The organism is Psychrobacter sp. T6-6 (assembly GCF_052258185.1).
In the GTDB taxonomy this organism is placed as follows: Bacteria; Pseudomonadota; Gammaproteobacteria; order Pseudomonadales; family Moraxellaceae; genus Psychrobacter.
The window spans coordinates 1-24,047 of record NZ_JBQQEX010000008.1; the positions used below are offsets into that span (position 1 = coordinate 1).

Below are 24,047 nucleotides of genomic sequence, written 5' to 3' on the forward strand. Positions count from 1 at the left end.
CACTTGCCGATGACACCTATGACATCAGCTACACCATTACCGATGCTGCCGGTAACGTGAGTGAAGCGTCTCCTGCGGCCACCATAACAGTAGATACCGTGGCGCCTGGCGGCGAAGCAGATGCCGCTATCGCAGCACCAGTCGTGGTCATTGACGACGAAGCAGATGATGGGGTCAATGCCGCAGAGTTTGCAGATGGTGTTCAAACCCAAGTGACCTTGCCATCTGGCACCGTTGCAGGCGACACAGTGACCTTAACAGTAACCCCTGATGGTGGTGATCCGATCACCGTTGAGTACGAAGTGACTGAAGATGACCTTGATGCCAACGGTGGTAACGGGGTTGCTGACGTGACCATTGCAAATGATGCAGACGATGGCATCACTGCCGATGGTGAGTATAGTGTGACCGCCACCGTAACCGACGCGGCTGGTAACGTGAGTGCGCCTAGTAACGCGGTGAGCTTTACCGTTGACACCACAGCGCCAGGTCAACCAACTGTGATCATTGGTAATGGTGATGATTTAGTTAACGGCTTTGACTTAAACGACGATGGATTGGTTGAAGTTACTGTGGTTTTACCAGATAACGCTGAGGTTGATGACATTGTAACGGTCGATGGTATGGCGACTTTGATTACTCAAAATATGCTAGACAATGGTTATAACTTTGCGGTTGAAGTTCCACCACAAGGGGCAGTACTAACAGTTACCGCGAATGTGACTGATCAGGCGGGGAACGTTGGTTCGATAGGTACCGACAGTGCTACAGTTGGTGATACTACGGTGCCTGCGGTATTGATTCCTGAAGCGCTTGATGGCGTCAATGCGGAAGAGTTTGCAGATGGCATTCAAACCCAAGTGACTCTGCCATCTGGCACGGTTGCAGGCGACACAGTGACCTTAACAGTGACGCCTGATGCTGGTAACCCTATTACCGTCGAATATGAAGTGACCGCAGCTGACCTTGATGTCAATGATGGAGATGGTATCGCTGAAATCACGATTCCAAATGGCGTTGATGGTATCAGTGATAATGGTGCCTATACGGTAGTTGCTACGGTGACAGATGCAAATGAAAATGTCAGTGCTCCGAGTGCTGCTGTCGAATTCGATCTTAATACGACCTTTACTGCCCGTGATGATCTGGATGATCTTGATTTAGGAGCGTTGCAAGTTACGTACTATGATCCGATCAGTGAATCTGACTTAGATGTTTTGGGGGTTGCTGAAGGTACTGGTGGTGCCGATAGCAGTCTTGGCTTTACTGTGAGTGCAGGTACAAATGGCACAGTCAGTATCGAAGTTAGTCAGACGGCATTAGTTACAGTAGCGGATGCAATTAATATAGAGGTTTATAATAGTAACAATGAGCTTGTTTACGTTGGCACTACTGGTAGTGAGCCATTGGTAGGTAATGTTATTGGAATCGAGTTATTGGGATTAACTGGCAATGATACATTGACTGCGACAGTTTCTGGTTTAGAACCAGATGACTATACTATTGTGGTGCGAAATAGTGAGAGCGCATTAGGAGCTTTAGTCGATGGTCTTACCTTAGCCGAGTTGGGTGAAGCAGGAGTTGTACTGGGTCCTGATAACCAAGAAGTTGTTTTTACCACAATCAATAATGCATTAGGTCCAGTTTTAGGAGGCACTGTTAATGGTCTTCTCAATATTGCATTAACTGCGGCTGGGGATGAAGGTTTAGGTCTCGATGCTGTAGTAGATATACTGGAAGATAATGTATTAGGATTAGGTGTTTTAGACCCATTACTTGATGACATTACTGCTGTGCTTCTTAGCAATACCCTAACCCTACTTGAAACCACAGATATTACAGCGACAGTGACTGAGTTTGATTATGCCGATGATACTGTCATTACTGGTAATGTGATTGATCCTGATGTATCGAGCTCAGGTGAGTTGGGCGAAGATACGGTAACGGTGGATACAGTACTGACTGATATCGATAGTAACGATAGCCAATCGGAACCTACCTTTGCGGTAGTCAATGGTACAACGGTGTTTACGATACAAGGTCAGTATGGTGTCTTAGTTATTGATGAAAATGGTGACTATACGTATACGGCAAATGGTGATTTTGCGTCGTCAGGTCAATCGGAGACATTTACTTATACAGTTTCTGATGGCGTTATTAGTGATACAGCAGAGCTGGTGATTAATCTTGATGCAATCGTTGATACGACGCCACCAGAGGCCCCAACGATTGATGAGCCTATCGCTGGCGACAACATCGTTAATGGTACCGAAGCTGCGGCAAGTTTTGCTGTAACAGGTACGGGGGTTTCAGGCGACACAATTACGTTGACTGACGGCTCAAACAATATCTTAGGTACGGCTATTGTCGACGCAGCTGGTGACTGGAGTATCAATGTCGATGAGGCAGAAGTAAGGGCAATGGGTGAGGGTGCTGAGCAATTGAGCGCTACCGCAACAGACCCTGCTGGAAATACGGGCACCGCCGCGACTGCTACTATTACTGTTGACACGACTGTACCAATAGCGTTCGATAATGAGGTGACATTAGATATAGGTTTTGAGTCATCTACCACCAATGCACCTTTACAAAGTACTGAAGTGGGAGGGCTTCTCAATATCGGTGTGCTCGCAGATACCATTAACGTAGGTTTACTGAGTGTTGGTAATGCGCTGTCTTTCACTGTGGCTGACAATACCACTCGCCAAGTAACCGTTGATGGCAGTGGGTCTGCTACACTGAGTCTAGGTGGACTTTTTGATCTCTTGGCTCTTGGAGATAATGATTTTGATCTTTTAGTCTATCGAGTAGAGAACGACAGCTCTGAGGCTACGCTAACCTTTACGCAGGAGAATTGGCTTCAGGGTTCAGGTGTCTTGCCCGCTAGGTGGAGCGCAGATGATCTAGTTTTACCAGAGTTTCAAGATGGTGGCACATATTATGTGACGCTAGGTAACAGTAGCGGACTTTTAGATGCTTCATTATTAAGTAGCCTTACTATTCGTACCACCTCTGATGTCATTACCAACTATACGCCGCCTGATACAGTCAGTGCTTTCATAGGTGGAAATGTTATTACTGACATAGGTTCTGATGGTGCAGATACGATTACTTCTGGTACCGTTGTCTCATTAGTAGATGGTTTGCCTGTCGAGGTTGGTGGTAGTGCCATTGATGGTATATATGGCACACTTACTATCAATCCAGACGGTAGTTATAATTATGTTGCTGACGCGACATTTACAGGCACTTATGGTGATGTAGATAGCTTTGAGTATACGATCACTGCAGAGAATGGTGAGTCTTCTACTGCAAATCTGGATATTACGCTCGATTACAGTACCAATAGTGGAACGTTTGCTGCACGGAGCATATCGTTAGATGAAAGTTTCACACTTGCCATCGATGACACTATAGAATTACCTGATACGCTACTAACCACTTCGAGCGAAGGGATCGATACTCTAAGCTTTGAGGGTTCAGGTCAAATCATTAGCCTCTCTGACATGATGCAGCCTGATATCATTGATATTAGCGGTATTGGTGCGAATACTTTAAATATAGCAGACAAAGATGTTGAAGCCACTATCTATGTCAAAGGTGATAACGATGATACAGTCAATCTAGAAGGTGATAGTTGGACCAATACTGGACAGACTACCTCAGAAGGTGAGGTGTATAACGTATGGCAGTCATCTAATGAGACACAGGTTCATATTGATACTGACATCGTCAATATTATCTAAGACTGGCTGATCTTATTTTAATGCACAGAACGCTTCCAAAATGGAGGCGTTTTTTACGACGTTTTTATAGATATTTTTGAGATAGAGTAAAGTATATTAGGCAATAAATATAATAGCCTGGTTTTTAAATAAGAAAGTAAAAAACCATAAGGCATAATTAAGACATGGACGAACAGAGAGCTACCTGATTGATGAATAGTTATTTCTTTCCAAAAATTGCTATGTTTTATAAAGTACTGCAAACGATCTTGTACAGATTTTTATTCGTCAGCATTCGCTTAGAGAGTCAATCGATGATGTAGAGCGTGATTTATCAGGGATTGTTTACTATCAACAAAAATAGGTGGTACTTATCTTAAGTGAGCAAAGTGAACTCAATGAAAAAGGTAAATTTAAGTAAAAAGAACCAGGTATGACTTAGCTTTATATATGTATGGAAAGCTCAGAAAGTTTCATCTGATATCGCATATGAATTGTTGCCTTATAGACTAAGGTCTAGTAAGGTTTAGTGCATAGATGTTGTATACTTCTTCAAGAGCATATCAATAAGAGCGTTCATTGAAAACTAATATGAAAAAATCGCCAAATATAAAACAGTTAACCAGCCGTCATGCAGTGCATCATCTTATGACTGTTCTAATAACGAGCATGTGTTTTACCATGACGGCCCAAGCAGCAGTAGAGGATTTTCAAATCAACAGTCTGGTCGCGCAAGCGATTCAAACTCATCCGCTGGTAGGATCAGCCCGCGCCAGTCAACAAGCAACGACTGAAGGTATCAACGCAGCTAAATTAAACCTTTTACCGACACCAAGCGTTAGCTCGGGCTATGACAGAGACAATGACTTTGTCTCACAGGTCACTCTTCGTCAGCCTCTATGGACGGGTGGTAAACTCACAGCAGATGTGAACCAAGCCATATTTGATGACAAAGCCGCTGTAGAATATATCTATGAGCAGCAAAACTCGGTGGCCAAAACGACGATCGGTGCTTGGCAGAGCTATATACAAGCTGTCGCCACACAAAGTGTCCATGTTGAGAATCTAGAAGAGCTTGGTGATTTTGAGGCTATGATGCAGCGCCGTGTTGGTCAGGGTGTATCAGCCCGTATTGAGCTTGACCTAGTGACGAACCGGATTTTGCAAGAGCAGACGTCTTATCAAGCAGCAGTTGAGCAGCAACGTATTGCCGCTGCTCGGCTCGAGCAAATTATTGGTCAGCCGTTGTCTCAAATGAGCGTGACGAGCATACCGAATATCAAAGTATTGGTCGAGCAGGCCAAGCGTCAATCTGTTGATTTTGAGAGAATGGCTTTTGATAGGGCAGGATTCTACAATCCTACTGTTGTAAAAGAGCACTATCAAATCGAATCTGCTAAGCAAGGGGTTGAGTCACAACAAGCGGCGCGCTACCCAACGGTCTATGCTCAGTACGAGCAAGCTTATTACCATGAAGATAATGAAAATGATGGGCAGTTTTCTTTGGGGCTAACCTATGAACCAGGTGCGGGGTTTTCCAACTTTGCACTAGCACGAGCATCACAGGCAGAAGTCAACAGTTTGGTGCAAAACCAAGAAGCATCGCGGCGTAACGTGATAGAAAATATTCAAGTACAGTATCAGCAGTTCGTCAGTGCAAAAGACAGAGAGACATCACTGGTGGCTGCTGTAGCTGGCGCTCAGATTGTGGTCAACTCTTATCGCAGACAGTTTATCGCAGGTCGTAAGTCATGGCTTGAGGTACTTAACGCCGTACGTGAGCACAATGATTATCAAGTACAGCTGGTGCAGACCCGAGCAGAGATGTTGGGCGCATTTTATAGTCTCCAAGTAGACTTTGGTATCATGCAGTGGCAGCAGTTTTCTCACAACCGTCAGCCTGTGATTTTGTTCAATCCCGTAGATTCTGTAAAACAGTGGTTCAATAAGCAAGACAAAAGCAGCGACAGTCGTGAGTTTGGTTATGGCAGAAACGATGTAGAAGAAGAGTATATTGAGATTAGTTTGCCGGCAACTGCTGAGCAGGGACTAAATGATGGCGAGTATCTCATGCTGAATGATTACTACAGCATCACGCCGATAACGGAACAAAGAAATATGACAAACCGTTAGATAGTCATTTAAGCGCACGTTATATCTTGCATAGGCAACCATCTAAAATATTAAATAAGTGATTCATATGAGTGCACAATTACAAAAGACATCATCTCAGTCTGTTGGTCACAATGAGTTGCAGCACGCAGAGCAAGTTGATCTGACTGAAACGCTGACCGAGGCTATCAAGCACTTACTTGGTCAGCAAGGCTATCCGGTAGACAATATTCGTCTGCATGATGTTGTCAAGCGCCATAGTGAGCAATCGGACAGGCAAGGTCAAAGCATTCATGAGCTGGGCGGTGTCATTGCTGTGTTACAAGGGATTGGTGTTACTGATACCCCTGAGATATTAGAGCAGCCTGACGCGGCCTTTTTGCCTCTATTGGCATATCGATCAGATTTGGGATGGGGCGTCATCGACGGTCAGACGCCGCAAAAAAGCTGGAACTTTAGACAAGCGGATAAGCAGGTACATACCCGTGTCGATGAGCTAGCTTTGGTATTACGGATTCGTTTAAAAGAAGACCATATTAAGCAGCGTAAAGCGTCATTTTCTGACTTACTAAAGTCTGACTTGGGCAACTATAAAGGCATTCTAGCTGAAGCTGTTATTGCAACCTTTTTGATTAATATGTTGGCACTAGCGGTCTCTCTATTTTCGATGCAGGTGTATGACCGGGTCATACCGACTCGTAGCGAATACACCCTCATTATCTTGGCGAGTGGTGTGTTTTTAGTCATTGTCTTTGAAGCATTCATGAAATTCTCACGATCGAGAATCATGGATAAAGTGGTGGTCGGTCTTGATCAGTACTTATCTAGAGAAGTATTCCAACGATTATTAAAAGTACGTATCGACCAGATGCCAGGGTCGGTTGGCTCTATGGCAGCACAGCTACGCGGCTATGAGCAAGTACGCAGCTTTTTTACGGCAAGCACGCTGTTCGGTTTGGTCGACTTGCCGATGACCATTATCTTTATCAGTTTGATCGCCTTTATCGGATCGCCGCTAGTGGCTGTTGTGCCAGTGGTGGCCGCAGTCATTGCGATTACGATGGGGCTGGTTGCGCGCAAACGCATTGATGCCATTGCGTCAGAAGGTGCGACTGCCTCTTATTATAAAACAGGACTGTTGGTTGAAGCAGTAGAAGGTGTTGAGACCATAAAAGCGGGGGCGGGCAGTTGGAAGTTCCTCTCGCGTTGGCTTGATGTGATGAACGTCACTATCAAAAACGATTTGGATATGAAGCATGCTAATGACAATTTAACGTACTTCACGCAGATGCTGCAGCAAGTCAGCTATGTGGGTATCGTGATTGTTGGCTCGTTTGTAGTGATGCAAGGCGACATGACGATGGGTGGATTGATTGCTTGTTCGATCCTAGGTGGTAGAGTGCTAGCGCCTGTTATGTCTATACCCAACTTACTGGTGCAGTACGCTCATGCCAAAGCTGCCAAGTTGAATATTGAGAGTCTATTTGCATTAGAGCAAGATAATCAAGGCGTTGCCTATCCATTGTCACCCACACATATCAAAGGCGCTTATCAGTGTGATAGTTTGGCATTCAACTATAAAGACAACGACCGTCCAGCCATTAGTGTTCCGCAGCTCTCTATCAAGCCAGGAGAACGTATCGCGATACTCGGACCTATCGGTTCCGGTAAATCTACCTTACTTAAAGTACTGGCAGGGCTGTATGCGCCGACCCAAGGGCGTGTGCTATTAGACGGTCTTGATATCCATCAAATCAGCCGAGAGACCCTCAGTGAACGCTTGGGCTATTTGCAACAAGACCATCGACTGTTTCAGGGTACGCTGCGCGAAAACCTGCTAATCGGTATGGCAGCACCTAATGATGACATTCTACAAGACACGTTAAATAGGACAGGGCTCATCAATTTGGTATCGAGTCACTCAAGCGGTTTGGATTTGCCGATTAGTGAAGGCGGTAAAGGGTTGTCAGGTGGACAAAAACAACTGGTTGCATTTACGCGCTTATTATTGACCAAGCCTGATGTGTTCTTGTTGGATGAACCGACTGCGTCTATGGACAATCGACAAGAACAGCGTTGCCTGCAGGTCCTGCGTCAGGAGTTGACACAGGGGCAGACATTTATCGTCGCCACTCACAAAACCGCCTTGCTAGATTTGGTTGACCGACTCATTATTATGGACAATCAGCGTATTATTATTGACGGTCCAAAACAGGCGGTGCTCGATGAGCTTCGAAAAAACGACCAAGCAAGAAACAAGACAACCGTACAGCAAAAAGACAAAATTATTCACAAAACCAATCAACCATCATCAGAGCATGCTGATAACACCAAACCTGCAGCATCTAGAGTTAGAAATATCAGTATAAAACCGACCAAAGCCAAAAACTCAACAGATGATCAAGGGAAGTAGGCATGTCAGAGTATAAGTACACACCCACCAAGCCCAAGGTTAATCGTTCAAGATTGAGCATTTGGATTGCACTCGTTGGTATTATCTGCTTGATTGTTTGGGCGTCATTTGCCAAGATTGATCAAGTTACCCGTGCTCAAGCAACCGTCATCGCCAGTGCTCGAACCCAAGAAATTCAAGCGTCAGAAGGCGGCGTGTTGACACAGTTGGCTGTCTCAGAAGGCGAAGACGTCAAGGCAGGTCAGTTACTGGTCGTTCTAGAAGAGGAGCGCGCCAAAGCTGCTGTTGATAACTCGGCATCCAAAACAGCAGCATTGACGGCTAAGCTTGCAAGATTAAATGCTGAGATTTTTGAGAAGCCATTAGTATTTCCTGAAGGGGTGCAACAGTATCCTGAATATGTCCAAAACCAAAGAGCGCTATACGATAGACGTCGTCAAGCTATCAATGAAGAAGTCTCTTCTCTTGAAAAAATGCTGGTGCTGGCACGTCAAGAGCTACGTATGAATGAGCCATTGCTAGAGTATGGCGATGTCAGTCAGGCTGACGTTATCAAGCTGAGTCGCCAAGTGGCTGATATTGAAGCGCAAATAAATAATAAACGTAATAAGTACTTTGAAGAAGCACAGGCTGAAATGACCAAAGCTCAAGAAGAGCTGGATACTGAGCTTGAGCAGTTACGAGATCGGGCGCAAGTGCTAGAAGAGAAGCGGCTGATGGCACCAACAGAAGGTAAAATAAAAAATATTAACGTGACCACTATTGGCGGTGTCGTCAAGCCAGGTGAAGTCATTATGCAAATTCTGCCGACCAGTAGTGATTTGGTCATTGATGCCAAGGTCAGCCCTGCCGATATTGCTTATGTCAAAGAAGGTCAAGAAGCAACGGTTAAGCTCGATGCCTATGATTACTCTATCTTTGGTGCGATGGAAGGAACTGTCAACTATATCAGCCCAGATACCCTGATGGAGCAAACGCCTAAAGGAGAAGAGCCTTATTACCGTGTACTTATTGTGATTAATGGCGCAGAATTTAAGGGTCGCGGTGATGAAATTGTTATTAAGCCGGGTATGACCGCTTCTGTTGACATCAAAGCCATGGAAAGAACCGTGTTATCATATCTCACTAAGCCAATTACCAAGACATTGTCAGAAGGTCTAGGTGAGCGCTAATTCATTCATATCAAATCATGACTAACAACAATACAAAAACCCCTAGTTAATCGCTATGGGTTTTTGTATGTGAACGTAACCGCTTAGATGTCTCAAGTATTCACCATATGGTTACTCAGAGTTTCTACTGTTTTGGTTAGACTGATTGATTGGTATCTCGCTATCTTGAATATTTGCCTCACTTCTTAATTGCTGCCGCTCATCGATTCTTTGTTGATTGCGCTTCTTGACTTCGTTGATGGCTGCACTCAACTGATCGTTAACTGCTTCCACTTCAGATTTTGCTGAGAGATAGTCTTTATCTACTTTTATATTGCTCTTTTGTGTGGGAACATCCCGATCTAGCAACCCTGCATTATTTTTTGCTTGCTCCATATTATTTTCAGAGTTCGGGGGTATAGATTGAGGAGTGTTGTCTACTTGGTTTTCTAGAGCTTGGTTTCTTTGGGTTTGTTCTCTTTGGGCAGGAAGCCTGATTCTTTGCGGTGCTTCTACGGTGGTAGTAATAGACTGTTTAGCAGTGTTGGGTTGTCTAGTAACGTTAGCATTGCTATTAGACACCTCAGGCGAGTTGGTTTCTTCACTCTCTACGGTGATGATAGGTTTGCTGTTATTTGCAGTATTTTTTGAAGCGTTACTATTCTCAACGCCGTTATTGTTTACTATATCAACGTTTACTACCTCATCGCGACTATCGGTACCGCTACCTTCGTTGTCCAGCGTTTTAGTGCTGGTGACAGTGGTGGTATAGATTTTATCACTAGGCGCTGAGGGTGTACTGCTGATAGCGGCTGGCTGATCTATATTCATACTACTGTTAGCTATTTCTACCGTATCAGCGTGATTGGTATTGAAATAAAAAACGAGAAAAACGCCCACATGCACCAGTACCGCAAGAGCTAATGCCCAAAACCATTTTTCACGAAATTTCATCATTATATGGTGCTACCTATCTTATATTAGTACCTGCACTGATTACTTTGAGGTTATCAAATAATAAGGGTCATTGGTATAGAGCGTTTATTCTGTTTTTAGCTTAAGCATCTTGCATGGCGTCTTTGGTTTCAAATTCAGCCAGCATTTCTGTAATAAGCTGATCTTTTTTGTGCCATACCTGTTCAACCCAATCAAACATCTGTGCTTTTATCGCTTCATCTGTTTCGTAACCGCCGTTTTTGATCGCCGTAAATAGATCTTCTGGTATCTCGATATGGCGGACATCGACGCCTAGACGTTTGATGTTACCTTTCCATAGGTCACTATAGGTGGGTACGCCATCAGGATAGACAATCGTCATGTCTAGCATACCGTCGATCTCTGAGCCCAAAGCACTCAAAGCAAGTGATAATCCACCAGCACGCGGCTTTAGTAGATGCTTATAAGGCGAGTTTTGTTTGTCCCGTTTGCTAGGCGTAAAGCGGGTGCCTTCTAGATAGTTCAGTAGCGTAAAGGGCTTGTCTTTTAGTAAGGCGCAGGCACGTTTTGCTTCTTCAATATCTTTACCCTTTAACGCAGGGTTTTTGGCGATGGCTTCCTTAGAATGTCGACGCATCATCGGAAAGTCTAGAAAGTAAAAAGCCTGACCAATCACGGGAATATATATAAGTTCAAACTTGGTAAAAAAACGCGTCAATGGTAACCGCTTTTCACTGATATATTGAACGATACTGGTATCGACCCATGACTGATGGTTGCTGACCAGTAAGTACTTACCATCTGTATGTACGTCATCAGGTAAGCTGATGCGCCAGTCTTTGCGCGGCAATACATTATCGATGACGGCATTGTTGCTATTGATCCAATAATTAGTGACATCGATGACGGCTTTGTCAGCGATAGCTGCTCCAGTAATGGCCTTGGCTGCACCCATGATCCATACCGGCGGGCCTGCTAACATACTATTAAAAGTAATGACACCTGTTGCCGTCGTTAGAGATGCCGCTTTGCCCAAGATTGGGGCGCGTTCGTGTAGCTTTTGGACGATTGATTTCAATCGCATAGTAGATCCTTTTGCTCATACGGATGATGAGATGTTAATAGTATTTGAATGATAAGATATTGGTAGTGTTGTTATCAATTTTAGCAGAAATAAATCCCAGTGTACGAGTGCTAACAACAAATAATAAATAGCGTCTTTGGCAAAAAAATTTCATTTCTAACGTAAAAAGAGCGTACCAAGGAATGACCTTGATACGCTCTTTAGAAGCTGTTGCCTATATTTTTTCGTCTATATAGAGTAGGACTGATTAGACATGCATGCCGCGAATAGGATAGTTGTTTTCTGGTTTTCTGACAAATACCAAACCGTTTGCAAGCGCTTCAAGATCAGGTCTAGAAAAAGGTGCATTTGAGATGTCAACAATTTGTATATTGCCTTCACCGTTCACTACAAACACAGCAGGTTCTGCAAATGGATGATCTGTCTCTTTCGCTGAACGTGGATCAGAGATATAAAGTCCTAGCGTATTCATCTGCTCGACAGTTAACCCATAAGCGATAGGGAAGCTGATATCTAAGTCTTCTAAATGAGCTTCTAGCTGCTCTTTACTATCGCCAGATACAGCAATCACATCGACGCCGTTGTCATAAAATGATGGTAGCACAGTCTCTAATGTATTGAGGTACTTAGTGCAGATAGGGCAGTGTTTACCGCGGTATACAACCACCAGCTTCCAGTCATGACCATTCTCAGGTTTGCCAAGTTCTGTCAGCTCTCCATTGAGTACTTGTACTTTCATTTCAGGGAAAGTGGCACCGGCTTTGATTTTTTGAGCATAATTGTCTGACATGTTTTTATCCTTTTGATTTTTTATGATGGTGTGCTATCAGTGAGTGTATTCATTGCTTACTTTAACAACCACTATGGATAAGATGTTGATTTATTACAGTACGTTACAACACCACGTCATAACCGTACCTAACGGTATCAACATCGAGAGTAGAAATGATGAACACTCATTTCTAAAAAATAATATTTAATCTATATAAGTGCCGCTATTTTGCATCAGCACTATCAGCACTATCAGCACTATCAGCGATCAGCTTGTCTTGAGTCTTTAAGTCAAAATCTGAAGCATCATGACGCTCATGAAGCTGCTGGGAGGGCTCACCCCAAGTGCGGTTTACTTTGCGACCGCGCTGTACAGCAGGGCGCTCAAGAATTTCTTTGGCCCAGCGGCGCACGTTTTTATAGCTCTCAACTTGTAAGAACTCACCTGCCTCGTAGGCTTCTCCAAGTATCAGATTGCCATACCAAGGCCAAGTGGCAATATCCGCAATTGTGTATTCATCGCCACCTAGGTAGCGATTTTTTGCCAGCTCTCGATCCAACACATCTAATTGACGTTTGACTTCCATCGTAAAGCGATTGATAGGATACTCAAACTTCTCTGGTGCATAAAAATAGAAATGCCCAAAACCGCCGCCAAGATAGGGGGCAGAGCCCTGTAGCCAAAATAGCCAGTTCATCACTTCTGTGCGTGCCGCTGCATCTTTTGGAAGTAATTTTCCAAACTTTTCGGCCAGATAAAATAAGATGGAACCACTTTCAAATACTCGGCTACCGGTATCGGTATCAAACAAAGCTGGGATTTTTGAATTTGGATTGACATCAACAAACCCTGATGAGAACTGATCTCCCTCACCGATCTCGATCAGATGTGCATCGTACTCAGCTTCTACAACGCCCAAAGCCAGTAGCTCTTCTGCCATAATAGTGACTTTTTGCCCATTGGGCGTGCCTATTGAGTAAATTTGTAGAGGGTGCTTGCCACGAGGTAATTCGCCTTCGTGGGTTGGACCTGCGATAGGGCGGTTGACGCTGGCCCACTTGCCGCCACTTTCAGCATCCCATGTCCAAACGCTGGGCGGCTCGTAATGATTAGAATTTGACATAATTAGGATACCTTTTTGAGTGATATGTGTATTGTGAGACACGAGCTATTTCTATTAAATGCACTTAAGATTTAGTCTGGCATATCTGCTAATTGTTTTAAAATATTTTTATAATTCTCGACGCCTTGAGCACCGCTTACCAGATGGCGACCATTAAATATCACCGATGGCACACTTTGAATGCCTTGCTGTCTTGAATGCTGTACCGATTCACGTATCACATTAGCAAAGCGTTGATCTTCGATGACCGCAATTGCCTCAGCCCGATCCAGTCCAATATCTGCTGCAACATCCGCAAGTACTGTACTGTCACCTACGTTTCGATTATCGACGAAGTGTGCGACAAACAACGCTTGCTTTAAATCATGCATACGCCCTTGCTCATCTGCCCAGTGGAGTAGCTGATGAGTGTTAAAGGTATTGTAGGTACAAAAGTCATCTGTGAACTGAAAATTAAAGCCAACTTCCGCGCCTGCGGCTGTCATTCTAGCTCGGTTCTCTTTAACGCCCTCAGCAGTTGTACCGTATTTTCCCATGATATGCTCACGGTAGTTCCGTCCTTCAGCTGGTGTGTTGGGGTTGAGCTCAAAGGGATGCCAGTGAATCTCATGAGGGGTGTTGGTTTGTTTTAATGCCTCAGCCAGTTGACTGTAGCCAATGGCGCACCAAGGGCATACCACGTCTGACACGATGTCTATTTGTAAGGTTTTCTCTAAATGTTCCATGTCATCTCTCATTAGCGATATATTAAAATGAAAAACTGCTGCCCGAAGATGTTTCGAACAACAGTATGAAAACATCAAATTGACGGTGTCAGCGCTAGGCTGGTGCTGCTATTAACCAGCTTTATGCCACTCAAACTTTTGGAATGGTTTGTCTACAGGTGTATCAGCCAGATGGTTTGTGTAGTTGCTCATGACTTTTTGAGCTGCACCTAGAATAATTTCTAGAATCTGACGTTTGGTATAACCTGCATCCAAGAACGCTTGAACAGCGCTATCGTCTACATTACCACGACCACGTACAACAGAAAGTGTAAAATCACGCAGTGCTTCTAGACGTGCAGTTGGTAGTGGAGTCTCATCACGTAGCGCATCAGTGATAGCATCATCTACTTTCATGCTTTTGGCGATACCAGTGTGAGCAGGAACACAATAATGGCAGGCATGCTCGACGTTGATAGTTTGCCATACGACAGTGGTTTCTTCATCATCAAAGCTACTGTTCAAGAACAGCTCATGAAGACGCTGATAGCCTTCTAGTAAACCTGGTGCTTCAGCCATAACAGCATGTAGGTTTGGGATCATACCAAAAGCATTGATAGAGGTATCAAGCAGCGCTTTGCTTTCTTGTGGCGCGCTGTCTTTATCGTGTAGTGTAAATTCGGTCATAATACAATTCCTAGTAGTCGGTTTAAACTTAATGTATTTTAGGGTTTTAAGATAGCCCAAGAGTAATCGTTGATTTGATATCGATCATTATTTTGAATGATTACTCAAAACTGATGATTTTGCTTAGTAAGCGAATCAATAGAGACTACTATAAATGATATTGAGCAACCGCTCAATAATTATTTGAGTAATCGTTCAATTAAATTGTAATGGTCAAATTACATTTCTATGATCTGCAATGCTTATGGTAATAATATCAATAATTTAATGAAGTAACACTGTGTAAGTAAGCACATTTATAAAGTGAAAAAGTATATTAACGGGTCATAAATAGCAATGAAAAAAAAGATAATTGAGTCATCGCTGCACCATGACAGTATCAGGGCAAAGATGTACCAAAAAATAGGAGTAGAAATAGAAAAAGGAAGCAACTGGTTTTCCTTTTTCTATTTCTTTATGTTGACGTTAATACTTATCGAGTGGGTATGAGCTTTGGAGAGGAGATTAACGAACCTCAGTCATCTCATGCAGCACGAACGACTCGACAGCGCCTTCAGTCGCTGCTGAAAAATCTTTTAGATGCGGGTTTCCCATATGAACCTGCCATAATTCACGCGTTGCCCAACTTTCATGGAACATAAAATGAGCAGGATTGTCGTTATCTTGGAACAGATCATAATGAATACATCCTTCCTCATCACGTGTTATGGGTATCAGTTTTTCAAGTTCAGATTTGACAAGAGCAACGCCATTATCTTTTGCCGTTATATGAGCAATAATCGTTAATGCAGGCATGTTTAATCCTTTTTATTATGAGCTGGTGAGACAGTTAGAGTGGATTGTATGGGTACATAATTTATCATATCAACATATATTGCTACTTGAACGAACGTTCATTTATGGCTATAGTGTTTGCCAGACAATAAGAAAACGCTTCAAATCATGACGCCTATTTTTGTTCTCTCTACTATTTTTTATGTTTTTTCTACTGCCTTTTGTAGTCATCAAACGACTATTTCCCAATAGGATAAGATTATGCTTAAGTTTTATTTTCATCAAACCCCAAACCCAATGAAAGTGGCACTGTTTCTTGAAGAGACAGGTTTGCCATACGAACTCGTCGCTGTTGATACTCTAAAAGGTGAGCAACATACGCCTGAGTACCGTGCCATCAATCCAAATGGTAAAACTCCAGCGCTCGAAGATGATGGCAAACGTGTATTTGACTCTACTGCTATCTTGATGTACTTGTCGGAAAAGACAGGACAATTGGCAGGCAAGCCAGAAGACCGTAGCGAGATGCTGTCATGGCTTATGTTCATTGCATCAGGACTGGGTCCTTTTTCTGGTCAATCAGTTCACTTTAGACACAAAGCACCAGAAAAAATCGCTTATGCCATCAATCGCTATCTTCGTGAAGCTGAGCGTCATTACGAAGTGCTAGACACGCATCTACAAGATCGCGAATATCTGGTTGGGGATGAATATACAATTGCAGACATCTCTGCTTGGGGCTGGATTGATAAGGCAGCGGTCGTACTAGGTGATGCAGGATTGGACAACTATCCTAATCTAAAGCGTTGGTTTGCAAACATTGATGCCCGTCCTGCGGTACAAAAAGCCCGCGATATCCCTAAAGGTATTGATTTTAAAACTGACTTTGATGACGTTGCGGCACGCGCACTTTATCCACAAAATTTTGATAAAAACAGTTAATCAAAGCAAAAGCGGTCAATAAGCCTTATAATATAAAAAGTGATTAAAACCAAGAACTAAGGTTGATTCTACAAACTTTGCCTTAAAATAGGTTTTAAGGCAAAGCTATTAAGGTGAAAATTATGAGTGCTCCGATAAAATTCAATCGTGAGGATGTGATCGAAAAAGCCAAAAATCTCTATTGGGAAAAGGGCTATCACGCAACATCGATGCGCAACTTACAAGACGTCGTCAACATGCATCCTGGCAGTATCTATGCAGCTTTTGGTAGCAAAGACAAGCTATTTATAGAGTCATTAAATCGTTATGCAGCAGAAGGCGCAAAAAGACTGGCCAATTGTATGGCACAAAAAGACACGGTGCTTGGTGGACTAAGACACTTTATTCACACTGTGATCGTGTGTAATAAGGCAACAGCACCAAGCGGTATGTGTATGATCGTCAAAACGGTCGCCGAACTGACTCAGAATGATAGTCCAGAACTACTGGCACACGCGACAGGGATTTTAGAAGGAATAGAGACCTCATTTGCCACTTGGTTTGAGCAAGCTATTGAGAGCGGTGAAATCAGTGCAGAAAAAGAATCGACTGAATTGGCACGCTATCTTCAGATTCAGATCATAGGTCTGAGAACTTATGCTCAAGTGACTAGCGATGATGCTGCGGTCGAAAGGTACATCGATGATATTTTTAAAAATATAGTGTAAAGAAAGATATTTTCTAACAACAGCACCCTTATTACCATAGTGGTAGTAAGGGTGCTTTTTATTGATGATGCCTATATGGCGTCATGACTCAATTGCTTATTGAGAAGGTTTAGATTCATCAGGATTATCACGAATGAATTTGAGAAGCAGCTCAGCCAACCTTTCACCTTGATCTTCTTGTAGAAAATGTCCACCATTAACGATAGTTGTATGCTGCTGACCATTCGTACCAGGGATGAGTTTTTGCAAAATACGATCGCCACCGCCAGTCACTGGGTCAGAATCACTGAACAGCGTAATAAAAGGCTTTTCCCACTTACTAAGCTTTGTCCATGCGGCACGGTTTTTTTCTGAAGCAGGGTCATCTGGCGTAGTCGGCACCAGTAATGGGAACTGCCTAGCGCCTTCTTTGTATGACTCATCAGGGAAGGGCGCATCATAGGCATCAATCACCGCTTGCGATAGCGTCGTCGTGGTACCGCTTTTGATTGTACCTCCTGCATTGAACTGAGGCGTATCTTGTGAGAACTGTTGCCATTTACGAAACCCTTCACCAGGATCATGATCACCAGTTGGGAGCATGGTATTGCCAGCAGCTACTCGAGCAAACCTATCTGGATGCTCTGCTACTAATCGTAGACCGATTAGACCACCCCAGTCTTGACAAAATAACGTAATATTATTTAAGTCTAGCTGATCAAGTACAGATTGCATCCAGTCAACATGTCTTTGATAAGTGTAGTCAGTACGCGATGCAGGCTTGTCCGATCGACCAAAACCAGGGAGGTCTGGCGCAATGACACGGTGCCCTGCAGCCGTCAGTAGCGGAATGACCTTGCGATACAGATAACTCCAAGAAGGCTCGCCATGCAGTAGTAGTACAGGATCAGCATCTCTTGGACCTTCATCGAGGTAATGTACGCGCAGCTCACCGCCCTCGGTGTCATCGACCATCAGGTAGTTCGGGGAAAAATCATAATCGGGTAGATTAGTAAAACGGTCGTCAGGGGTTCTAAGGGTTTTCATATGTCGTCCTTGAATTGAATAAATAACCGTGCGTTCTTGCACAGAGGTTAGACAGTCTATTAGCAATGAGCATCTGCGTGCTATTCGACTATCATTTGTAATATTAGTGATAAAGCTGTCTGCCTATACACTATATTGATTAAACGTTCAAAATGAAAACTATACCCTACAAGCATTCGTTGCTGCAAACACTAATAGTGGATGCGTCAGTAGGCTTGACTATGTATAGGGTAGGCTTTGCATTTTATCTTATAGGGCTAAACTAATCGTGACGCCAATATACCTTAACCACGACATCGGTACGGCTGAGCGCCAGTCGGTCTTTTAATAGTGGGCGCAATGCTTTGGCAGTATTCGCTTCTAATGCCCCCCAGACTTTATCGATCTGTAGAGACTTATGAGTCAAATAATCCGCTAACTGACTGTCAATCAGAGTAGCCAATTCTGCTCCCGAGTTTGCTTGATTGGTCACTATAGGCAATACGGTAAAGTGATCGTCCTTGCGGCTTTCAGTATTGCAATCACTATCAGTGTCACTGTTGTCGTTATCAATACCATCAAGGCTGCTACGCATTTTTACAGCATCAAAATAACGTTGATCGGCTATATGCTGCGTCACACAAACAACCAATGGTGGTTTAGGGTTTTTCCATAGCTCCAGTAGACGAGCGACCGTCGGCATAGACGTTTCATCCGCAATCAGTAACGCCTGTCCGTCACGCAAATGCTCAGTTTTTTCGGGAAACTCTCTTTTGGTCACCACGGTGTCACCTGATTGTAGCGACTGAGCCCAACTGCCGCCTGGCGTATCCCCATGCAAAAACACATCGACCAAAGCCTGCATATCTGTAGACGTTTGCCACGCTTTTCTCAAAGTGTAATAACAATGAGATCGAGCAGGGCGTAGATTGTTTTCTTCACTACTATCAGTAGTGTCAGCTGTTGCCTCCTGAGTCAACGCGTTGTGATCCAAATCAAATAAGTAAGCGTAGCCGGCTTCGTTTGTAGGTACTGAGGCGGCGCGTTCGACCTTACTGGCATTGCTGGGTATGGGCATGCTTAACTGGAGGCGCAGCATATTTTTGCTGACTCTATAACTGTCTTGTACATCAAATACTTGCTTGGTCAGTTTGATTGTTTTTTTGCCCAGTTTTTTATCGGCTTTTTGTTTGAGCGCAATATATTGAACTTGCAGCTCATCAGGATGCGTAATGGAGTCGGCAAAAGCGATAAAAAAAGTCTGACTCTGCTCAAACTGGTTTTGAGCCATAATCGATTGATACTCTACGTTTTTTGGTTGCACTTGTATGTCGATACCTTCAGCGTAAACCGTCGTCAATCGTACCTCTATATTATTTAATTCAGCGGTGGATATAGGAGTGAATACCTGTAAAAACCCTAACAGCTCATCTATGTGTTCTTCATTAATATGACTGATGATGTCTTGTAATTCAGGGGCGTTTAGGGGGGTGTATGGTCTGTCTGTACTATAACTATTACGTTCAGAAGATAAGAGGATATTGGCCATATTGATACTCATCAGAAATTATGGAATAGGGAGTTAAACATTCAATTAGTTAATGATAATTGTTTTTATTATCATTTACGAGTAAAATCATCTTAATTGTCGTTTTCGTTTTGAGAGAGCGATTGCGACTGTCCCTTACTTTTCTCAATTTTGACCAACAACGAGTGCCTATATGTTACGTGCAAACCAACTGACCATCAGACGTCAAGACAATACTTTACTAGACAATGTGAGTTGTGAGATTGACCCCAAGCAGTTGGTGGCGCTAGTTGGGCACAATGGGTCAGGCAAGTCGACTCTGATCAAGGCACTGGCAGGGGAGATGAAGAGTAGTGGGGGTACGATCACATTAGATGAGACCAATATTAGCGATTACGGTAGTAAAGAGCTGGCACGGCAAATGGCATATCTGCCGCAGCAACTGCCTGACGCTGCTGGATTCACTGTTCGTGAGCTGGTGATGCTGGGGCGTTATCCGCATCAAAAATGGCTACAAAAGCCAACTCAGACTGATAGAGATAAAGTCGAGCAAGCGCTAAAGGTTACTCAAACAGAGGCATTCGCGGATCGTATTACGGCAACACTATCAGGCGGTGAGCGCGCTCGTGCTTGGCTTGCCATGTGCTTAGCTCAAGATACTCGCTACTTATTACTCGATGAGCCACTTGCTGCTCTTGATATGCACTATCAAATTGAGGTCATTCAGCTTATTCGTCGCTTGGTAGATGAGCAAGGCTTGAGTGTGGTGATTATCATTCACGACATCAATTTGGCCGCGCAGTATGCGGATCGCATTATCGCCCTAAAAAACGGACACGTGTGTCACAGCGGCGATATCGCAAGCACCATGCAACCTACTGTATTACACGATATTTTTAATGTCGATATGCAGCTGCTCAGTCATCCTATAACAGGACAGCTCGTCGCTGTCGCTTAATATCGCATTGCCTCTCTTCTTTTCTCACTCGTCTAAAAAGATATGCCTTTATGCTTTGTGTTCATTATCAGTATCCATTCTTCAAACGCTTGATAGTCATGTTGATGTTAGTTAAGCCATTAGCATTTGTAGGCTCCATAGCAGTAATACTAATGTTGAGTGCTTGTAGTCACTCAGCATCCGAAAAAAGCATTACCCAACTTGATGAGACTCACTCTGAAGATAGCTTTAAATCCCAGAAAAATGAGCCACAACGTAACAAGTCAAAAAATAACACCAGTGACAGGCTCAATATTGTCTCCCCTGACTGGGGCAATGCGGCGACACTGACCGCGATGGGACATGCACCGATTGCGACAGGTGACGTCAGAGTGTGGGATAGATGGGTTGGTAGTCCTAAGCTACCAGCATCTATCACAGATTTAGGCATTCGCTATCAACCCAATGCTGAGCTAGTCGCGCAGCTACCAGTTGATATGGTCATAGATAATTATTTTTATGAGCATGCTCGCAACCTATATGGCGATGTCCCAGCTGAATCAGTGATGTTTGCAGCGAAAGGCGAGATAGCAACATGGGCTGATTATACCGAACCGACGCGGGAGCTTGGCGTACTTATTGATAATCCCAAAATGGCTGAAGACTATATCTTACAGAGTGAAAAAGAGATACAGCTTGCCAGTCAGCAGTTCCAAAAGCGTTATCCAAAAGCAAAAAAGTTCGCTGTTGTACAGTTTGCCGATGCCAACAACATGCGTATGTATGTGGATAACAGTCTATTCAAAGTGGCATTAGACAAAATGAATAAAGAACTTGTGGTCTTAGGGGAGGGTAATCAATGGGGATTTGTCCCTATAAGAATGGGAGATTTGGCTCAGTTAGACGACGAGACTTGCTTACTTATCATAGATCCGCTTAGTCCGATAACCAAAGCTGAGATCAAAGACAGTTTGGTGTGGCAGCGTTTAGGTTACGGAGCTGATCGCTGTATGGCGGAGCTACCGCCAGTATGGATTTATGGGGGCATGTCGTCACTAGTCAGTTTGGCACATAACCTGTCGGAAGTTTCACTAAAAGGCGGGGCAACACTATGAGCGCCAATACCACGAATCATATCAATAGTAACATCGATAATAACGTTGACAGTGTTCATGCTATGACATCACCTTCTCAAACGGAAACGGTTGCGAATTCGCCATCATCGCTATCCGCGTCGACCTCATCAAAACACGCATCGCCGCAGCTACCAAATCGACCAAAACCTTATGTGACGTCATCGAGCAATACACCATGGCGACTGTGGGTGACCTTTATTGGACTGATAGCTTTATCAGGATGGAGTGGTTGGGCACTACTAGATCGAGATTGGACGCGTCCAATCAGCGAGCTGTTTTTGCCAAGTTTGCAACTGGATATTGCCAGTATGGCGACACAGCTCCACTTAGTCGCCACCAGTGTGGTTGCGCTCTTAGCAGGTGGGTTACTGGGTGTTGTTAGTATTTTATTACAGCAGCTGGTCAAGAACCCTCTAGCATCAGACACCACGTTAGGTGTGGGAGTGGGTGCACAGTTAGCCATGCTTATCGTCACTCTATTTTTACCCAGTCTGGCGATTTATGGTGGACTTTATGTGGCCTTTGTGGGGGCTGTCATCAGTATGGGCTTGGTATTCGCCCTATCAGCACCTAGTCGATTTAATCCCCTTATTTTGATACTGGCAGGCTTGGTGGTCAATATTTTGCTCGTCGCAGTGGCCAATGTACTGGTATTGTTCTTTGCGGAGCGCAGTAATGGTATGTTGTCGTGGGCTGCTGGGTTTTTGGCTCAAAGCAGCTGGGATACGAGTTATGCGCTGATAACAACGGCTGTCCTAGCGATGTTAGTATGCTTGCCTTTGTTAAAACCGCTAACCCTGATGAGTTTGGATGACTCGCAAGCGAGACGTTTGGGCGTACCTATCAATGGTATTCGAGCTCTAGTGGTACTTGTCGTGGCGGTGGTGACGGCACTGGTTATTAGCGAAGTTGGTTTGATTGGTTTTATTGGGCTTGGCGCCGCAAGTTTGGTCAATGCGCTAGGTATTTCCTCTATTGGTAAGCGTTTGACAACCGCATTTGGACTTGGTGCGTTGCTATTGCTATTGACCAGCAACGTTGCGTTGTTGCTTGAACCGATATTGGATATGCAAATTCCAGCGGGTGCGATGACTGGTATTTTGGGAGCGCCGCTTATTATTTGGCTGATTTTGCGTCAGCGCCGCGCGCGGATAGAGACAGTGACACCTATGACCACTGGCCAAAATACAAGCATTATATTTTGGCGATGGGGTTTTGGTGTGATCGCTGTCATTGTAGCTGCTTGTTTATTTGTGCAAGATATCAACGGTTGGGGTCTCAGTACAGACTGGGCGCTCACGCAGCAATATCGTCTGCCTCGTAGCTTGAGCGCTGCGGCAACAGGGTTGATGCTGGCAGTCGCAGGGGTGTTGCTACAAACTCTAACGCGTAACCCTATGGCCAGTCCTGAGGTGTTGGGTGTCAGTTCAGGTGCCGCACTTGGGGTGATTTTAGGGTTTTTATTATTGCCAAGTTTAGGGCTGTCTGCAGGAGCAGGGACGTTACTGATATCAGGTCTGTCCGGTGCGATGGCGGTGTTGTTGCTGGTTATTTGGTTGGCACGTAGAGTCAGTTCAGGTTATCTATTACTGGTCGGTATCGGCATTGCCGCCATGATGGATGGGGTGATGCATATGGTCAAGCTCTCAGGCGACCCACGTTTAGAGGCGATGCTCAGCTGGCTATCGGGCACGACCTATAGCGCCCAGCCCAGTACGGTATGGTACCTCATTGGTATCGCGATTATCTTATTGGTACTGAGCGTGTTGATTATCAAGCCCTTGCGTGTCCTTGGCTTAGGTGCAGGAGTCGCTCGAAACTTGGGTGTGGCAGTGACGCCTGTGACGCTATCGCTATTGGTATTAGTAGCGGCACTTAGCACAGCCAGTACGCTTGCCGTTGGCCCATTGAGCTTTGTTGGTTTAATGGTACCTCACTTAGCGACTTCACTGGGCGCTGTGAAGCTTGAAAGGCAGTTGCCACTAGCAGCACTGTTAGGGGCAGGTGTTATGGTAATAGCGGATTGGATCGGACGTTATGTTATTTTTCCTTATGAGCTACCTGCAGGTACGGTTGCAGCGATCATCGGTGGTGGTTATTTCTTATGGCTCATTCGTAAGGTGCCAGCCTCAGCCAATAGATAACAGCTGTCTTTAGACAGCTATTAACCAACAATATAGTGAGCACAGATAGTCTGGAACTATTTGTGCTCAGTAGCTGTGCGTCACTGATCGGTTAACGGTTTTTGATAGTTTCCTTCATCTTTAAATTCATCATTCTTAACTTCGTGCTAACAGCTCTTTTTATCGTG

18 protein-coding genes are annotated in these 24,047 nt (G+C 44.2%); 9 read left to right on the forward strand and 9 right to left on the reverse strand.

Translation table 11 applies throughout. From position 1 onward, the window contains the following. From ACTXGL_RS11525 to ACTXGL_RS11540, 4 genes are all read left to right on the forward strand, one after another. On the forward strand, nt 1-3,746 hold a 3,746-nt coding region (locus tag ACTXGL_RS11525), incomplete at its 5' end, for a beta strand repeat-containing protein (RefSeq protein WP_443526912.1). A gap of 570 nt (nt 3,747-4,316) precedes the next feature. Continuing rightward, complete coding sequence (locus ACTXGL_RS11530) at nt 4,317-5,858, forward strand: TolC family protein (protein ID WP_443526913.1); 1,542 nt, start codon at nt 4,317-4,319, stop codon at nt 5,856-5,858. 67 nt (nt 5,859-5,925) lie between these two features. Then, nucleotides 5,926-8,250: a type I secretion system permease/ATPase gene (locus tag ACTXGL_RS11535; protein WP_443526914.1), complete on the forward strand. Its 2,325-nt coding sequence runs from the start codon at nt 5,926-5,928 to the stop codon at nt 8,248-8,250. Between the two features lie 2 nt (nt 8,251-8,252). Beyond that, entirely contained in the window at nt 8,253-9,422 is a 1,170-nt protein-coding gene (locus ACTXGL_RS11540) for an HlyD family efflux transporter periplasmic adaptor subunit (RefSeq protein ID WP_319051487.1), read from the forward strand. A 111-nt stretch (nt 9,423-9,533) separates the two neighbouring features. Here the strand turns inward: ACTXGL_RS11540 and ACTXGL_RS11545 are convergent, their stop codons facing one another. The 7 genes from ACTXGL_RS11545 to ACTXGL_RS11575 all read right to left on the reverse strand — a co-directional run bounded on the left by ACTXGL_RS11545 (nt 9,534) and on the right by ACTXGL_RS11575 (nt 15,502). Further along, nucleotides 9,534-10,358, reverse strand: coding sequence for a hypothetical protein (locus tag ACTXGL_RS11545; RefSeq protein ID WP_443526915.1), 825 nt, complete (start codon nt 10,356-10,358; stop codon nt 9,534-9,536). Nucleotides 10,359-10,458: 100 nt separating this feature from the next. After that, complete coding sequence (locus ACTXGL_RS11550) at nt 10,459-11,421, reverse strand: acyltransferase (RefSeq protein ID WP_443526916.1); 963 nt, start codon at nt 11,419-11,421, stop codon at nt 10,459-10,461. 247 nt (nt 11,422-11,668) lie between these two features. Beyond that, entirely contained in the window at nt 11,669-12,211 is a 543-nt protein-coding gene (locus ACTXGL_RS11555; RefSeq protein ID WP_319051490.1) for a peroxiredoxin-like family protein, read from the reverse strand. Between the two features lie 205 nt (nt 12,212-12,416). Then, complete coding sequence (yghU, locus tag ACTXGL_RS11560; RefSeq protein WP_443526917.1) at nt 12,417-13,316, reverse strand: glutathione-dependent disulfide-bond oxidoreductase; 900 nt, start codon at nt 13,314-13,316, stop codon at nt 12,417-12,419. Between the two features lie 71 nt (nt 13,317-13,387). Then, complete coding sequence (locus tag ACTXGL_RS11565) at nt 13,388-14,041, reverse strand: DsbA family oxidoreductase (protein WP_443526918.1); 654 nt, start codon at nt 14,039-14,041, stop codon at nt 13,388-13,390. 111 nt (nt 14,042-14,152) lie between these two features. Beyond that, complete coding sequence (locus tag ACTXGL_RS11570) at nt 14,153-14,707, reverse strand: carboxymuconolactone decarboxylase family protein (RefSeq protein WP_443526919.1); 555 nt, start codon at nt 14,705-14,707, stop codon at nt 14,153-14,155. A 504-nt stretch (nt 14,708-15,211) separates the two neighbouring features. Continuing rightward, nucleotides 15,212-15,502 (reverse strand): putative quinol monooxygenase, encoded by a 291-nt coding sequence (locus ACTXGL_RS11575; protein WP_443526920.1) that lies wholly within the window; start codon nt 15,500-15,502, stop codon nt 15,212-15,214. 240 nt (nt 15,503-15,742) lie between these two features. Here ACTXGL_RS11575 and ACTXGL_RS11580 point away from each other — a divergent pair, with 240 nt between their 5' ends. Continuing rightward, the gene (locus tag ACTXGL_RS11580; protein WP_443526921.1) at nt 15,743-16,423 is read left to right on the forward strand and encodes a glutathione S-transferase family protein; all 681 of its coding nucleotides are present in this window, start codon (nt 15,743-15,745) and stop codon (nt 16,421-16,423) included. A 122-nt stretch (nt 16,424-16,545) separates the two neighbouring features. Continuing rightward, nucleotides 16,546-17,130: a TetR/AcrR family transcriptional regulator gene (locus ACTXGL_RS11585; RefSeq protein WP_443526922.1), complete on the forward strand. Its 585-nt coding sequence runs from the start codon at nt 16,546-16,548 to the stop codon at nt 17,128-17,130. 96 nt (nt 17,131-17,226) lie between these two features. Here ACTXGL_RS11585 and ACTXGL_RS11590 read toward each other — a convergent pair whose 3' ends face one another. Both ACTXGL_RS11590 and ACTXGL_RS11595 read right to left on the reverse strand, forming a co-directional pair. Then, complete coding sequence (locus tag ACTXGL_RS11590; protein ID WP_443526923.1) at nt 17,227-18,156, reverse strand: haloalkane dehalogenase; 930 nt, start codon at nt 18,154-18,156, stop codon at nt 17,227-17,229. A 262-nt stretch (nt 18,157-18,418) separates the two neighbouring features. Then, nucleotides 18,419-19,684, reverse strand: a complete 1,266-nt coding sequence (locus tag ACTXGL_RS11595) for a siderophore-interacting protein (RefSeq protein WP_443526924.1) — start codon at nt 19,682-19,684, stop codon at nt 18,419-18,421. A gap of 172 nt (nt 19,685-19,856) precedes the next feature. Here ACTXGL_RS11595 and ACTXGL_RS11600 point away from each other — a divergent pair, with 172 nt between their 5' ends. The 3 genes from ACTXGL_RS11600 to fhuB are packed head-to-tail and all read left to right on the forward strand — an operon-like array spanning nt 19,857 to nt 23,880. Beyond that, nucleotides 19,857-20,621 (forward strand): ABC transporter ATP-binding protein, encoded by a 765-nt coding sequence (locus tag ACTXGL_RS11600; protein WP_443526925.1) that lies wholly within the window; start codon nt 19,857-19,859, stop codon nt 20,619-20,621. Nucleotides 20,622-20,671: 50 nt separating this feature from the next. Next, nucleotides 20,672-21,715, forward strand: a complete 1,044-nt coding sequence (locus ACTXGL_RS11605) for an ABC transporter substrate-binding protein (RefSeq protein WP_443526926.1) — start codon at nt 20,672-20,674, stop codon at nt 21,713-21,715. Further along, nucleotides 21,712-23,880, forward strand: a complete 2,169-nt coding sequence (fhuB, locus tag ACTXGL_RS11610; RefSeq protein WP_443526927.1) for a Fe(3+)-hydroxamate ABC transporter permease FhuB — start codon at nt 21,712-21,714, stop codon at nt 23,878-23,880. The genes ACTXGL_RS11605 and fhuB overlap by 4 nt, the downstream gene beginning before the upstream one ends. Nucleotides 23,881-24,047 lie beyond the last annotated feature (167 nt).